This window comes from Aromatoleum tolulyticum (genome assembly GCF_900156155.1).
Taxonomy (GTDB): Bacteria; Pseudomonadota; Gammaproteobacteria; order Burkholderiales; family Rhodocyclaceae; genus Aromatoleum; species Aromatoleum tolulyticum.
In genome coordinates, this window is record NZ_FTMD01000028.1 from 1 (window position 1) to 15487 (window position 15487).

13 protein-coding genes and 1 tRNA gene are annotated in these 15487 nt (G+C 62.7%); all 14 read left to right on the top strand.

Going from position 1 to position 15487, the window contains the following annotated elements; all coding sequences use genetic code 11:
- Positions 1 to 91 (top strand): EF-Tu C-terminal domain-related protein (locus tag BW991_RS23280; RefSeq protein WP_076604501.1); only part of this gene is annotated, 91 nt, incomplete at its 5' end.
- 74 nt (positions 92 to 165) lie between these two features.
- Positions 166 to 241, top strand: a tRNA-Trp gene (locus BW991_RS23285).
- A 26-nt stretch (positions 242 to 267) separates the two neighbouring features.
- Entirely contained in the window at positions 268 to 615 is a 348-nt protein-coding gene (secE, locus tag BW991_RS23290; RefSeq protein WP_076604502.1) for a preprotein translocase subunit SecE, read from the top strand.
- Between the two features lie 2 nt (positions 616 to 617).
- Entirely contained in the window at positions 618 to 1151 is a 534-nt protein-coding gene (gene nusG, locus BW991_RS23295; protein ID WP_076604503.1) for a transcription termination/antitermination protein NusG, read from the top strand.
- A gap of 104 nt (positions 1152 to 1255) precedes the next feature.
- Positions 1256 to 1687, top strand: coding sequence for a 50S ribosomal protein L11 (gene rplK, locus BW991_RS23300; protein WP_076604504.1), 432 nt, complete (start codon positions 1256 to 1258; stop codon positions 1685 to 1687).
- Between the two features lie 2 nt (positions 1688 to 1689).
- Complete coding sequence (gene rplA, locus BW991_RS23305; RefSeq protein ID WP_076604505.1) at positions 1690 to 2388, top strand: 50S ribosomal protein L1; 699 nt, start codon at positions 1690 to 1692, stop codon at positions 2386 to 2388.
- 233 nt (positions 2389 to 2621) lie between these two features.
- A complete protein-coding gene (gene rplJ, locus BW991_RS23310) occupies positions 2622 to 3122 on the top strand; it encodes a 50S ribosomal protein L10 (protein WP_076604506.1) in 501 nt (166 codons plus the stop codon).
- A 39-nt stretch (positions 3123 to 3161) separates the two neighbouring features.
- On the top strand, positions 3162 to 3536 hold the full coding sequence (gene rplL, locus BW991_RS23315; protein ID WP_076604507.1) for a 50S ribosomal protein L7/L12: 375 nt from the start codon (positions 3162 to 3164) through the stop codon (positions 3534 to 3536).
- A gap of 177 nt (positions 3537 to 3713) precedes the next feature.
- Entirely contained in the window at positions 3714 to 7847 is a 4134-nt protein-coding gene (gene rpoB / locus BW991_RS23320; protein WP_076604508.1) for a DNA-directed RNA polymerase subunit beta, read from the top strand.
- Between the two features lie 41 nt (positions 7848 to 7888).
- Entirely contained in the window at positions 7889 to 12118 is a 4230-nt protein-coding gene (gene rpoC / locus BW991_RS23325) for a DNA-directed RNA polymerase subunit beta' (protein ID WP_076604509.1), read from the top strand.
- 131 nt (positions 12119 to 12249) lie between these two features.
- Positions 12250 to 12627, top strand: a complete 378-nt coding sequence (gene rpsL / locus BW991_RS23330; protein ID WP_018987817.1) for a 30S ribosomal protein S12 — start codon at positions 12250 to 12252, stop codon at positions 12625 to 12627.
- Positions 12628 to 12659: 32 nt separating this feature from the next.
- A complete protein-coding gene (rpsG, locus tag BW991_RS23335) occupies positions 12660 to 13130 on the top strand; it encodes a 30S ribosomal protein S7 (RefSeq protein ID WP_018987818.1) in 471 nt (156 codons plus the stop codon).
- 107 nt (positions 13131 to 13237) lie between these two features.
- Positions 13238 to 15337: an elongation factor G gene (gene fusA, locus BW991_RS23340; protein ID WP_076604510.1), complete on the top strand. Its 2100-nt coding sequence runs from the start codon at positions 13238 to 13240 to the stop codon at positions 15335 to 15337.
- Positions 15338 to 15362: 25 nt separating this feature from the next.
- Positions 15363 to 15487, top strand: a 125-nt coding sequence (locus BW991_RS23345) for a GTP-binding protein (protein WP_233447557.1), incomplete at its 3' end; no start/stop codon positions are given.

Below are 15487 nucleotides of genomic sequence, written 5' to 3' on the forward strand. Positions count from 1 at the left end.
CCCGATCGCCATGGAAGAAGGTCTGCGTTTCGCGATCCGCGAAGGTGGCCGTACCGTCGGCGCCGGCGTCGTCGCCAAGATCATCGAGTAATTGCGGCTGAAAACCGAAGCAATTGCCTGATCGAAGGCGCCTCGTACGTCGGGGCGCCTTGTAGTCTCTGCTGCAGGGGTATAGCTCAATTGGCAGAGCGTCGGTCTCCAAAACCGAAGGTTGGGGGTTCGATTCCCTCTGCCCCTGCCACTCAATTCCGGGTTTTCAATATCTAGATGGCCGATAAGTTCAAGTTCGCGCTGGCTCTCGCCCTGCTTGCAGCCGGCGTGGTCGGCTTCTACCAGCTTTCCGAGCAAGCGCTGGTGTTGCGCGTGCTGTCGGTTCTCGCCGGTGTTGCGGCCGGTGTGGCGGTAGCGTGGCAATCCGAGCCGGGGCGGCGTTTCGTCGAATTTGCGCGCGAGGCGACCGCCGAGGCGAAGAAGGTCGTGTGGCCTTCGCGCAAGGAAACGGTGCAGACGACCGGAATGGTGTTCGCCTTCGCCGTGGTGATGGCGGTTTTTCTGTGGTTGACCGACAAGAGCCTCGAGTGGGTTCTGTACGACCTCATCCTGGGCTGGAAGTAATCATGACGAAGCGCTGGTACGTGGTGCATGCCTATTCGGGCTTCGAGAAGTCTGTCCAACGCGCGCTCGTCGAGCGCATCGCGCGCGCCGGGATGCAGGATTCCTTCGGGCAGATCCTTGTGCCTGTCGAAGAAGTCATCGAGATGAAGAGCGGCCAGAAGAGCATTTCCGAGCGGAAGTTCTTTCCGGGCTACGTGCTCGTCGAGATGGACATGAATGACGAGAGCTGGCATCTGGTCAAGTCCACTCCCAAGGTCACCGGTTTTGTTGGCGGTACCGCCAACAAGCCCACCCCGATTTCCGAGAAGGAAGTCGAGAAGATCATGCAGCAGATGCAGGAAGGCGTCGACAAGCCGCGTCCCAAGGTGCTGTGGGAGTTGGGTGAGGTGGTGCGCGTCAAGGAAGGTCCGTTTACCGACTTTCACGGTTCGGTGGAAGACGTCAATTACGACAAGAGCAAGCTGCGCGTGATGGTCACGATCTTCGGTCGTGCCACCCCGGTCGAACTGGATTTCAGTCAGGTCGAGAAAACCTGATGCAGGCGGGCCGCAAGGCCCGGACATGCCCGCCTCGCGCGGGCGCAAGCGAGGAGCGCCGGCCCGTGTCGGTGCGTTTGTACTCATAACAGGAGCTAGCCGCGATGGCAAAGAAGATCATCGGCTATATCAAGCTGCAAGTGCCAGCTGGTAAAGCCAACCCCAGTCCCCCGATCGGCCCGGCGCTCGGTCAGCGCGGTCTGAACATCATGGAATTCTGCAAGGCGTTCAACGCCAAGACCCAGGGTATGGAACCCGGTCTGCCGATCCCCGTGGTGATCACGGCGTATGCCGACAAGAGCTTCACCTTCATCATGAAGACCCCGCCCGCGACGGTCCTCATCAAGAAGGCAGCGAAGATCCAGAAGGGCTCGCCGAAGCCGCACACCGACAAGGTCGGTTCGATCACGCGTGCTCAGGTCGAAGAGATCGCCAAGGCCAAGATGCCTGACCTGACCGCCGCGAACATGGACGCCGCCGTGCGTACGATCGCCGGTTCCGCGCGCAGCATGGGCATCACGGTGGAGGGTCTCTGATCATGGCGAAGCTTTCGAAACGAGTTCAGGCGCTGCGCGCCAAGGTTGATCGCAATCGCGTCTACACCGTCGCCGAGGCCCTCGCGCTGGTGAAGGAATGCGCAACCGCCAAGTTCGACGAGTCCGTCGATATCGCCGTCAATCTCGGCGTGGATGCGCGCAAATCCGACCAGGTCGTGCGCGGCTCCGTCGTGCTGCCGGCCGGTACCGGCAAGTCCGTGCGTGTGGCCGTGTTCGCCCAGGGCGACAAGGCTGAAGCCGCCCGCGCCGCCGGCGCCGACGTCGTCGGTTTCGACGACCTCGCCGAGCAGGTCAAGGCCGGCAATATCGACTTCGACCTCTGCATCGCCACGCCGGACGCCATGCGCGTCGTCGGTCAGCTGGGCCAGATCCTCGGTCCGCGCGGCCTGATGCCGAACCCGAAGGTCGGTACCGTGACGATGGACGTCACCACCGCCGTCAAGAACGCCAAGGCCGGTCAGGTCCAGTACCGCACCGACAAGGCCGGCCTCGTGCACGCCACGATCGGCCGTGCCTCGTTCTCGGTCGAGGCGCTGCAGCAGAACCTCGGCGCGCTCGTCGAGGCGCTGCAGAAGGCGAAGCCCGCTGCCTCGAAGGGCGTGTACCTGCGTCGCGTCGCCGTGTCGAGCACCATGGGTGCCGGCGTGCGCATCGAGCCGTCGAGCATCAACGCAGCCTGATTGGGCTGTACAACGAACTTTGGGACGCTCCGCGCGCAAGTGCGGAGCGGATCGTCAAAGACCGCAGGTGTGGTCGCTTCGGCGACTGCTTAAGCATCTTCGGATGGCCTGCGCAGACGGTGTGCCCAGAACAGGATTCTGGTCGATTCGTCGGCCGCGCTCCTGATCCAGGTCGCCGTGGGTGCGAACCATGAAATGCGGTTCGCGTGTGGACTTGAAAGGAGGAAAGACCCGTGGGTCTCAATCTTGATGACAAGAAAGCCGTAGTGGCAGAGGTGTCGGCGCAGGTGGCCAACGCTCAGACCATCGCGGTGGCCGAGTATCGCGGCATCGAAGTGGGTGATCTCACTGCGCTGCGTGCGAAGGCCCGCGAAGCTGGCGTTTACCTGCGTGTGCTGAAGAACACCCTGGTGCGCCGTGCGATCGCCGAAACCCCGTTCGCCGGGTTGTCGGATCAGCTGACCGGTCCGCTGATCTATGGCATTTCGGAAGATCCGGTTGCTGCAGCCAAGGTGCTGAACGACTTCGCCAAGGGCAACGACAAGCTGGTGCTCAAGGCCGGTTCCTATGCGGGCAATACGCTCGACAAGGCCGGCGTGCAGGCGCTAGCGTCGATCCCGAGCCGCGAAGAGTTGCTCGCCAAGCTGCTGGGCGTCATGCAGGCGCCGGTTTCCGGCTTCGCTTGCACGCTGGCCGCCCTCGCCAAGAAGCGCGAGGAAGAGGCAGCTGCCTGACCGTTTTCCGAAAAAGTTTCGATTTAGGAGTGATTTGACATGGCTATCAGCAAAGAAGACATCCTCGAAGCCGTTGGCTCGATGACCGTTATGGAACTGAACGACCTGGTGAAGGCGTTCGAAGAGAAGTTTGGTGTTTCGGCTGCCGCGATGGCGGTTGCTGCCCCGGGTGCCGGCGCCGCCGCTGCGGTCGTTGAAGAGAAGACCGAATTCGACGTCGTCCTGCTTGCGGCCGGCGAAAAGAAGGTCGAAGTGATCAAGGTCGTCCGCGCTGCCACGGGCCTGGGCCTGAAGGAAGCGAAGGACCTGGTCGATGGCGCCCCCAAGACCGTCAAGGAAGGCGCTCCGAAGGCCGACGCCGAGGCGATCAAGAAGCAGCTCGAAGACGCTGGCGCGAAGGTCGAGATCAAGTAATACCGAGTTGTCTCTCGGGGCTGGCGCTCATCCGGGCGCCAGCCCTTTCGTGCTTTGTAAATCCAAGAAGCCAGAACCCAGCGCGAGATACGGTGTCCACTAGCCTATCGCCTGGCCCGATCTCCTCGGGGCGCTGTGTTCTGTCTCTTTGACGTCCGACCTCTACCCGGAGCATCCATGGCGTATTCCTACACCGAAAAGAAACGTATCCGCAAGAGCTTCGCCAAGCGCGCGGCAGTGCTGAACGTACCTTTCCTCCTCGCCACCCAGATCGAGTCGTTCGCCTCGTTCCTGCAGGCTGAAACGCCGCCGATGACACGCCTGAACCAGGGCCTGCAGGCTGCCTTCACGTCGATCTTCCCGATCGCGAGCCACAGCGGGAATGCGCGGCTGGAATTCGTGCAGTACATGCTCGGCGAGCCCGCGTTCGACGTGAAGGAATGCCAGCAGCGCGGCCTGACTTTCGCGTCGCCGCTGCGCGCCCGGGTGCGCCTGGTGATCCTCGATCGCGACGCGCCGAAGGAGACGGTGAAGGAAGTCAAGGAGCAGGAGGTCTACATGGGCGAAATTCCGCTCATGACCTCGACCGGTTCGTTCGTCATCAACGGCACCGAGCGCGTGATCGTGTCGCAGCTGCACCGTTCGCCTGGCGTGTTCTTCGAGCACGACCGCGGCAAGACCCATTCGTCGGGCAAGCTGCTGTTCTCGGCGCGCATCATCCCTTACCGCGGTTCCTGGCTCGACTTCGAATTCGATCCGAAGGACTGCCTGTTCTTCCGCGTCGACCGTCGCCGCAAGATGCCTGCGACCATCCTGCTGCGCGCCATCGGCATGACGCCCGAGCAGATCCTCGAGACCTTCCACGACTTCGACACCTTCCACCTCAGGGGTGCAGAGGCCGCCTTCGAGCTGGTTCCGGATCGCCTGCGCGGCGACGTCGCCAAGTTCGACATTACCGACGGTGACGGCAAGGTCATCGTCGCGCGCGACAAGCGCATCACGGCGAAGCACATCCGCGAGCTCGAACAGGCCGGCATCAAGACCATGGTCGTGCCTGACGATTTCGTGCTGGGCCGCATCGTTGCCCACAACGTCGTCGATCCGGAAACCGGCGAGCTGATCGCGCGCGCCAACGACGAGATCACGGAAGACCTGCTGGGCAAGCTGCGCGACGCCGGCGTCAAGGACCTGCAGACCCTGTACGTCAACGATCTCGATCGCGGCCCCTACATCTCGCAGACGCTGCGTATCGATGAGACGGCCGACCAGTGGGCCGCGCGTGTCGCGATCTACCGCATGATGCGCCCGGGCGAGCCGCCCACCGAGGAAGCTGTCGAGGCGCTGTTCCAGGGCCTGTTCTACTCGGAAGAGCGCTACGACCTGTCGTCGGTCGGCCGCATGAAGTTCAATCGCCGCGCGTATCCGGAGAAGATCGAGGACAAGGCGCCGGGCTGGCTCAAGCGCTTCTACGAGGTCGTCGGTGCCCGCGGGGAAGAGGGTCCCTCGACCCTGTCGAATGAAGACATCCTCGCCGTGATGAGCGTGCTGGTGGAGCTGCGCAACGGCCGCGGCGAGATCGACGACATCGACCACCTCGGCAACCGCCGCGTGCGTTCGGTCGGCGAACTCGCCGAGAACCAGTTCCGCGCCGGCCTGGTGCGCGTCGAGCGCGCCGTCAAGGAACGTCTGTCGCAGGCGGAATCCGACAACCTGATGCCGCACGACCTGATCAATGCGAAGCCGATCTCGGCCGCGATCAAGGAGTTCTTCGGCTCCAGCCAGTTGTCGCAGTTCATGGACCAGACCAACCCGCTGTCCGAGATCACGCACAAGCGCCGCGTCTCGGCCCTCGGCCCGGGTGGCCTGACGCGCGAACGCGCCGGCTTCGAGGTGCGCGACGTGCATCCGACGCACTACGGCCGCGTGTGTCCGATCGAGACGCCGGAAGGTCCGAACATCGGCCTGATCAACTCGCTGGCCGTGTATGCGCAGACCAACCGTCACGGCTTCCTCGAGACGCCGTACCGCAAGGTCACCGACGGCAAGGTCACCGACCAGATCGACTTCCTGTCGGCGATCGAGGAAGGCCAGTACGTGATCGCGCAGGCGAACGCCGACGTCGACGACGGCGGCGCGCTGCTGGGCGATCTCGTGTCCTGCCGCCACAAGGGTGAATTCCTGCTGGCGACGGCGGACCAGATCCAGTACATGGACGTCGCGCCGGGCCAGATCGTGTCGGTCGCCGCGTCGCTGATTCCGTTCCTCGAGCACGATGACGCGAACCGCGCGCTGATGGGCGCGAACATGCAGCGCCAGGCCGTGCCTTGCCTGCGTCCGGAAAAGCCGCTCGTCGGTACCGGTATCGAGCGCACCGTCGCCGTCGACTCGGGTACCGCGGTGCAAGCGATGCGCGGCGGCGTCGTCGACTATGTCGACGCCAACCGGATCGTGGTGCGGGTCAACGATGACGAGACCCTCGCGGGCGAAGTCGGCGTCGACATCTACAACATGATCAAGTACACGCGTTCGAACCAGAACACGAACATCAACCAGCGCCCGATCGTGAAGGTCGGCGACCTGATCGGCCGCGGCGACGTCATTGCCGACGGCGCCTCGACCGACCTCGGCGAGCTTGCTCTCGGCCAGAACATGCTGGTCGCGTTCATGCCGTGGAACGGTTACAACTTCGAGGACTCGATCCTCATCTCCGAGCGCGTCGTCGCCGAGGACCGCTTCACCTCGATCCACATCGAGGAGCTGACGGTCGTTGCGCGCGACACCAAACTCGGGCCTGAGGAAATTACGCGCGACATCGCTTCCCTGGGCGAAGCGCAGCTGTCGCGACTCGACGAGTCGGGCATCGTGTACATCGGTGCGGAAGTGGATGCCGGCGACGTGCTCGTCGGCAAGGTCACGCCGAAGGGCGAGACCCAGCTCACTCCCGAAGAGAAGCTGTTGCGCGCGATCTTCGGCGAGAAGGCGTCCGACGTTAAGGACACCTCGCTGCGCGTGCCGTCCGGCATGAACGGCACCGTCATCGATGTGCAGGTGTTCACCCGCGAGGGTATCGAGCGCGACAAGCGTGCCCAGTCGATCATCGACGACATGCTGCGCAGCTTCAAGACCGACCTCGCTGACCAGATGCGTATCGTCGAGCGTGACGCCTTCGCTCGTATCCGTCGCCTGATCACCGGCCAGAAGGCCAACGGCGGACCGAAGAAACTGGCGAAGGGTGCCGAGATCACCGCCGACTACCTCGACTCGCTCGAGTTCTATCACTGGTTCGACATCCGCATGGCGGACGAAGAACTGGCGACCCAGCTTGAGGCGGTCCGCGAAGGTCTGGAAAAGACCCGCAAGGACTTCGAGCAGGCCTTCGAGATCAAGAAGAAGAAGCTCACCCAGGGCGACGAACTGCCCCCGGGCGTGCAGAAGATGGTCAAGGTCTACCTCGCCGTGAAGCGTCGCCTGCAACCCGGCGACAAGATGGCGGGTCGTCACGGTAACAAGGGTGTCGTCTCGCGCATCGTGCCGGTCGAGGACATGCCGCACATGGCCGACGGGACGCCGGTCGACATCGTGCTGAACCCGCTGGGCGTGCCGTCGCGGATGAACATCGGCCAGATCCTCGAGACGCATCTCGGCTGGGCGGCGAAGGCGCTCGGCAACCGGATCGGACAGATGGTCCGCTCCAACACTGCCGCGGCCGAGATCCGCGGGCTGCTCGAGCAGATCTACAACACGAAGGGCCATCCGGAAGACCTCGACAGTCTCAACGACAAGGAAGTGGTCGAACTCGCTTCGAACCTGAGCAAGGGCGTTCCGTTTGCGACGCCGGTGTTCGACGGCGCGAAGGAAGAGGAGATCGAGGCGATGTTCGCCTTGGCGGGTATCGAATCCGGTGGGCAGGTCACGCTCTTCGATGGCCGTACCGGCGAGGCCTTCGACCGCAAGGTCACGGTCGGCTACAAACACGTGCTGAAGCTGCACCACCTGGTCGATGACAAGATGCACGCACGTTCGACCGGCCCGTACTCCCTCGTCACCCAGCAGCCGCTGGGCGGCAAGGCGCAGTTCGGTGGCCAGCGCTTCGGTGAAATGGAAGTGTGGGCGCTCGAGGCCTACGGCGCGGCCTATACGCTGCAGGAAATGCTCACCGTGAAGTCCGACGACGTGACCGGCCGTACCAAGGTGTACGAAAGCATCGTCAAGGGCGAGCACAAGATCGACGCGGGCATGCCCGAGTCCTTCAACGTGCTGGTGAAGGAAATCCGCTCGCTCGCGATCGACATCGATCTGGACACGTACTGAACCGGGTGAACGCCCACGAAGCCACCCGGACGGAGTGATTTATGAAAAGCCTGCTCGCTGACCTGTTCAAGCAAACCCTGCCGAACGAAGACCAGTTCGACGCGATCACCATCGGCCTCGCATCGCCGGACAAGATCCGCTCGTGGTCTTACGGCGAGGTCAAGAAGCCTGAGACCATCAACTACCGCACCTTCAAGCCCGAGCGCGACGGCCTCTTCTGCGCCAAGATCTTCGGGCCGGTGAAGGACTACGAATGCCTTTGCGGCAAGTACAAGCGCCTCAAGCACCGCGGCGTGATCTGCGAGAAGTGCGGCGTCGAGGTGACCCTGTCGAAGGTGCGCCGTGAACGCATGGCGCACATCGAACTCGCGAGCCCGACCGCGCACATCTGGTTTCTGAAGAGCCTGCCGAGCCGTCTCGGCATGGTGCTCGACATGACCCTGCGTGACATCGAGCGAGTGCTGTATTTCGAAGCCTTCGTGGTCGTTGAGCCGGGTATGACCCCGCTCAACCGCGCCCAGCTGCTGACCGAGGACGACTACCTCGCGAAGGTCGAAGAGTATGGCGACGAGTTCGACGCCCTGATGGGTGCCGAGGGCATCCGCGGCCTGCTGCGCACGCTCGATATCCAGCTCGAGATCGAAAAACTGCGTGGCGACCTCGAGACGACCAACTCGGAAGCCAAAATCAAGAAGTTCTCGAAGCGTCTGAAGGTGCTCGAGGCCTTCCAGCAGTCCGGCATCAAGCCGGAATGGATGATCCTCGAAGTCCTGCCGGTGCTGCCGCCGGACCTGCGCCCGCTGGTGCCGCTGGACGGCGGACGCTTTGCGACGTCCGACCTGAACGATCTGTACCGCCGCGTCATCAACCGGAACAACCGCCTGAAGCGGCTGTTGGAGCTGAAGGCACCGGAAATCATCGTGCGCAACGAAAAGCGCATGCTGCAGGAGGCCGTCGACTCGCTGCTCGACAACGGTCGTCGCGGCAAGGCGATGACCGGCGCGAACAAGCGCCCGTTGAAGTCGCTCGCCGACATGATTAAGGGCAAGGGCGGCCGTTTCCGGCAGAACCTGTTGGGTAAGCGCGTCGACTACTCGGGCCGTTCAGTCATCGTCGTCGGTCCGCAGCTCAAGCTGCACCAGTGCGGCCTGCCCAAGCTGATGGCGCTCGAGCTGTTCAAGCCCTTCATCTTCAACAAGCTCGAACTGATGGGGCTCGCGACGACCATCAAGCAGGCGAAGAAGATGGTGGAAAGCCAGGAACCCGTAGTGTGGGACATCCTGGAGGAAGTCATCCGCGAACATCCGGTGATGCTGAACCGTGCGCCGACCCTGCACCGTCTGGGTATCCAGGCTTTCGAGCCGGTGCTGATCGAGGGCAAGGCAATCCAGCTGCACCCGCTGGTGTGCGTCGCGTTCAACGCCGACTTCGACGGCGACCAGATGGCTGTTCACGTGCCCCTGTCGCTCGAAGCGCAGATGGAAGCGCGTACGCTGATGCTGGCGTCGAACAACGTCCTTTCGCCCGCCAACGGCGAGCCGATCATCGTGCCGTCGCAGGATATCGTGCTGGGCTTGTACTACTCGACGCGCGAAGGCGTGAACGTCGCGGGTGAGGGCATGGCGTTCTCGGACGTCGGCGAACTCAAGCGCGCGTACGAATCGAAGCAGCTGTCGCTGCACGCACGCGTGTCGGTGCGACTGAAGGAAATCGAGGTTAGCGCAGACGGCGAACGCCGCGAGAAGATCACCCGCTACAACACGACGGCCGGTCGCGCGATGCTGTCGGAGATCCTGCCGCCGGGGCTGCCGTTCAGTGTCATCGACAAGGCCCTGAAGAAGAAGGAAATCTCGCGGCTCATCAACGCATCCTTCCGCCGCTGCGGTCTGAAGGAAACGGTGGTGTTCGCGGACAAGCTGATGCAGTTCGGCTTCCGTCTGGCGACGCGTGCGGGCATCTCGATCGCCGTGAAGGACATGTTGGTCCCGACCCTGAAGGACACGCTGATCCACGCGGCCGAGCAGGAGGTCAAGGAGATCGCCCGCCAATACACGTCCGGCCTCGTGACGGACGGCGAGCGCTACAACAAGGTCGTCGATATCTGGGGGCGTGCCGGTGACCAGGTCGCGAAGGCGATGATGGACCAGCTCGGCCAGGAAGACGTCGTCAATCGTAATGGCGACACCGTCAAGCAGGAGTCGTTCAACTCGATCTACATGATGGCCGACTCCGGTGCGCGGGGTTCCGCCGCGCAGATCCGTCAGCTCGCCGGCATGCGCGGCCTGATGGCGAAGCCGGACGGCTCCATCATCGAGACGCCGATCACGACGAACTTCCGCGAAGGCCTGAACGTTCTGCAGTACTTCATCTCGACGCACGGTGCCCGTAAGGGTCTGGCCGATACCGCGCTGAAGACCGCGAACTCCGGTTACCTGACCCGCCGTCTGGTTGACGTGACGCAGGATCTGGTCGTGACCGAGGACGACTGCGGCACGCGTGATGGTTTCGTGATGAAAGCGCTCATCGAGGGCGGTGAGGTCATCGAGGCGCTGCGCGAGCGGATCCTCGGCCGTGTCTGCGCCGAAGACGTCGTCAATCCGGATTCTCAGGAGACGGTGATCGAGGCCGGTACGCTGCTCGACGAAAATGCCGTCGATCTGATCGAAAGACTCGGTATCGATGAAGTGAAGGTCCGCACCGCCCTGACCTGCGCAACGCGCTACGGCCTGTGCGGCAAATGCTACGGGCGCGATCTCGGTCGCGGCAACCTGGTCAATGTCGGCGAAGCCGTCGGCGTCATCGCCGCGCAGTCGATCGGCGAGCCGGGTACCCAGCTCACGATGCGTACTTTCCACGTCGGTGGTGCCGCATCCCGGGCGGCCGCTGCGAGCGGCGTCGAGTCGAAGTCGGCCGGTACCATCCGCTTCGCCGGCAACATGCGTTATGTCTCGAACGCGAAGGGTGAGAAAGTCATCATCGCGCGTTCGGCCGAGATCGTCGTCGCCGACGACATGGGCCGCGAGCGCGAGCGCCACAAGCTGCCGTACGGTGCGACGCTGCTGGTCGACGACGGTGCCGGCATCAAGGCAGGCGTCATGCTTGCGACGTGGGATCCGCACACCCGTCCGATCGTCACGGAGTACTCCGGTACCGTGAAGTTCGAGAACGTCGAGGAAGGTGTCACCGTCGCGAAGCAGATCGACGAAGTGACCGGCCTGTCGACCCTCGTCGTCATCGACGGGAAACGTCGCTCGTCCGGTGCGTCCTCGAAGGGCGTGCGCCCGCAGGTGAAGCTGCTCGACGAGAACGGCGAGGAGGTGAAGATCGCCGGTACCGATCACTCGGTGGCGATCACCTTCCAGGTCGGCTCGCTGATCACTGTGAAGGACGGGCAGGTCATCGGCGTCGGCGACATCCTCGCGCGGATTCCGCAGGAATCGGCGAAGACTCGCGACATTACCGGCGGTCTGCCACGCGTCGCGGAGCTCTTCGAAGCCCGGCCGCCGAAGGATGCCGGCGTGCTCGCCGAGTACACCGGCACCGTTTCGTTCGGCAAGGACACCAAGGGCAAGCAGCGTCTTGTCATCACCGAGGCCGATGGTACGGCGCACGAGTTCCTGATCCCGAAGGACAAGCACGTGATGGTGCATGACGGACAGGTGGTCAACAAGGGCGAGTTGATCGTCGACGGTCCGGCTGACCCGCATGACATCCTGCGTCTGCAGGGTATCGAGGCGCTGGCCCGCTACATCATCGACGAAGTGCAGGACGTGTACCGTCTGCAGGGTGTGAAGATCAACGACAAGCACATCGAAGTGATCGTTCGCCAGATGCTGCGCCGCGTGGTCATCACGGATGCCGGCGACACCAAGGTCATTCGCGAGGAACAGGTCGAACGTTCCGAAGTCCTCGACGAGAACGACCGTATCGAGAGCGAAGGCAAGCTGCCGGGCCAGTATCAGAACGTGCTGCTGGGTATCACGAAGGCATCGCTGTCTACCGATTCGTTCATCTCGGCTGCGTCTTTCCAGGAAACGACGCGCGTGCTGACCGAAGCCGCCATCATGGGCAAGCGCGACGAACTGCGCGGGCTCAAGGAAAACGTCATTGTCGGCCGGCTTATTCCAGCCGGTACCGGCATGGCGTACCACCGCAACCGCCGTGCGCAGTCGGCGGGCGAGGATCTCGCAGCCGAGCATGCATGGGCGGCGATGCAGGAACAACCGTCGGAAGTGCCCGACGGCGTCTCGCAAGATGTACAGGCCGGTTGACTTTTGCCGGCTTGTCGGGATAACATCCGGCCTCTTTTTGTGGACTGACCAATCGTAGTCAGTCTCTGCCGGAATCAACCGCCCGGGGCGGCCTTTAGGGCTGTCCCGGTATAATGGAAAATTCTCAAGCTATGCCAACAATTAATCAGCTCGTCCGCAAGCCCCGGCAACTTGCAGTCGTCAAGAGCAAAGTGCCGGCGCTCGATGCTTGCCCGCAGAAGCGCGGCGTTTGCACTCGCGTTTACACCACTACGCCGAAGAAGCCGAACTCCGCGCTGCGTAAAGTTGCGAAGGTTCGCCTGACGAACGGCTTTGAAGTGATCTCGTACATCGGTGGCGAGGGTCACAACCTCCAGGAGCACTCGGTGGTCCTGATTCGTGGTGGTCGTGTGAAGGACTTGCCGGGTGTGCGCTACCACATCGTGCGCGGTTCGCTCGACCTGCAGGGCGTCAAGGATCGTAAGCAGTCGCGCTCGAAGTACGGCGCCAAGCGTCCGAAGAAATCCTAATTGTCGGCATTCAGAAATAGCTAGAGGTTGTCATGCCCCGTCGTCGCGAAGTACCCAAGCGTGAAATTCTGCCGGATCCGAAGTTCGGTTCGCAGGACGTTTCCAAGTTCATCAATGTGATCATGCAGTCCGGCAAGAAGTCGGTTGCCGAGCGCATCGTCTATGGTGCTTTCGAGCACATCTCCGGCAAGGCCGGGAAAGACCCTCTGGAGGTCTTCTCGTCCGCGGTGGCGAATGTCAAGCCGGTGGTCGAGGTCAAGAGCCGTCGCGTTGGTGGTGCCAACTACCAGGTTCCGGTCGAAGTGCGTCCGTCGCGCCGCATGGCGCTGTCGATGCGCTGGCTGCGTGAAGCTGCCCGCAAGCGCGCCGAGAAGTCGATGGCCCAGCGCCTCGCCGGTGAGTTGCTCGAGGCCGCCGAAGGCCGCGGTGCCGCGATGAAGAAGCGCGAAGAAGTGCACCGCATGGCCGAAGCGAACAAGGCGTTCTCGCACTACCGCTTCTAAGCAGTTTCGGACAGCGGTTAATCGGGCCCTGGCAAGGGCTCGATTGTTTTGTAACAAGACACTTGGACTTTCGCGCCTCGCGCGAATTCTGGAAGGCAGGGTAAACCGTGGCTCGCAAGACTCCCATTGAGCGCTACCGCAATATCGGTATCTCCGCTCACATCGACGCCGGCAAGACAACGACGACCGAGCGCATTCTTTTCTACACCGGTGTGAACCACAAGATCGGTGAAGTTCATGATGGCGCTGCGACCATGGACTGGATGGAGCAGGAGCAGGAGCGGGGTATCACCATTACCTCGGCTGCGACGACCTGCTTCTGGAAGGGCATGGACCTGTCGTTCCCCGAGCATCGCTTCAACATCATCGACACCCCGGGGCACGTGGACTTCACGATCGAGGTCGAGCGCTCGATGCGCGTCCTCGACGGTGCGTGCATGGTGTACTGCGCGGTCGGCGGCGTTCAGCCGCAGTCGGAAACCGTGTGGCGCCAGGCAACCAAGTACAAGGTGCCGCGTCTCGCCTTCGTGAACAAGATGGACCGTCAGGGTGCCAACTTCTTCAAGGTTTACGAACAGATGCGTACCCGCCTGAAGGCGAATCCGGTGCCCATCGTGATCCCGATCGGGGCCGAAGACGGGTTCGTCGGCGTCGTCGATCTCGTTCGCATGAAGGCGATCTACTGGGATGAGGCCAGCCAGGGCATGAAGTTCGAGTACCGCGACATCCCCGCGGAACTCGAGGCGGATGCGCAGGAGTGGCGCGAGAAAATGGTCGAGGCAGCTGCCGAGGCTAGCGAGGAGCTCATGAACGAGTACCTCGAGAACGGCGACCTGTCGGCCGAGAAGATCAACGCGGGTCTGCGTCAGCGCACCATCGCCTGCGAAATCCAGCCGATGCTGTGCGGCACTGCGTTCAAGAACAAGGGTGTGCAGCGCATGCTCGATGCTGTCATTGAGCTGCTGCCGTCGCCGGTCGATATTCCGCCGGTCGCCGGCGTGGATGACAACGAGCAGCCTGCATCGCGCAAGGCCGACGACGCCGAGAAATTCTCTGCACTCGCATTCAAGCTCATGACTGACCCGTTCGTCGGTCAGCTGACCTTCGTGCGCGTGTATTCCGGCGTCCTGCAGTCCGGCGAGACGGTGCTGAACTCGATCAAGGGCAAGAAGGAGCGCATCGGCCGTATTCTGCAGATGCACGCCAATGAGCGTCACGAGATCAAGGAAGTTCTCGCTGGCGATATCGCCGCGTGCGTCGGCCTCAAGGAAGTGACGACGGGCGAGACGCTGTGTGACCCGAGCGCGCCGATCATCCTCGAGCGCATGGTCTTCCCGGATCCCGTGATTCACGTCGCGGTCGAGCCGAAGACCAAGAGCGACCAGGAAAAGATGGGCATCGCTCTGAGTCGTCTGGCCGCGGAGGATCCGTCCTTCCGTGTGCGCACCGACGAGGAGTCGGGCCAGACGATCATCTCGGGTATGGGCGAATTGCACCTCGAGATCATCGTTGACCGCATGAAGCGCGAATTCAACGTCGAGGCGAACGTCGGTGCGCCGCAGGTCGCCTATCGTGAGGCGATCCGCAAGGCGGTCGAGCAGGAAGGCAAGTTCGTCAAGCAGTCGGGCGGGCGCGGCCAGTTCGGTCACGTTTGGATCAAGCTCGAGCCGAACGAAGCCGGCAAGGGCTATGAATTCGTCGATGCCATCAAGGGCGGCACGGTGCCGCGCGAGTACATTCCCGCGGTCGACAAGGGTCTGCAGGAGACCCTGCCCAACGGTGTGCTCGCGGGCTTCCCGGTAGTCGATGTGAAGGTCACGCTGTTCGACGGTTCCTACCATGACGTCGACTCGAATGAGAACGCGTTCAAGATGGCGGCCTCGATGGCGTTCAAGGACGCGATGCGCAAGGCCAGTCCGGTTCTGCTCGAGCCGATGATGGCGGTTGTCGTCGAGACGCCCGAGGACTACATGGGCAACGTCATGGGTGACCTGTCCGGGCGTCGCGGCATCGTCCAGGGTATGGATGACCTGCCCGGCGGCATGAAGGAAGTGAAGGCTGAGGTTCCGCTGGCCGAAATGTTCGGCTATGCGACGCAGCTGCGTTCGCTGTCGCAGGGGCGCGCCACGTACTCGATGGAATTCAAGCACTACTCCGAAGCGCCGAAGAGCGTTGCGGAGGCGGTGATCAGCAATCGTACTAAGTAACAGAACTCAAGCGAGGATTCTCACTATGGCTAAAGGCAAGTTTGAGCGGACGAAGCCGCACGTAAACGTTGGGACGATCGGCCACGTTGACCATGGCAAGACGACCCTGACCGCAGCGATCACGACGATTCTGTCGTCGAAGTTCGGCGG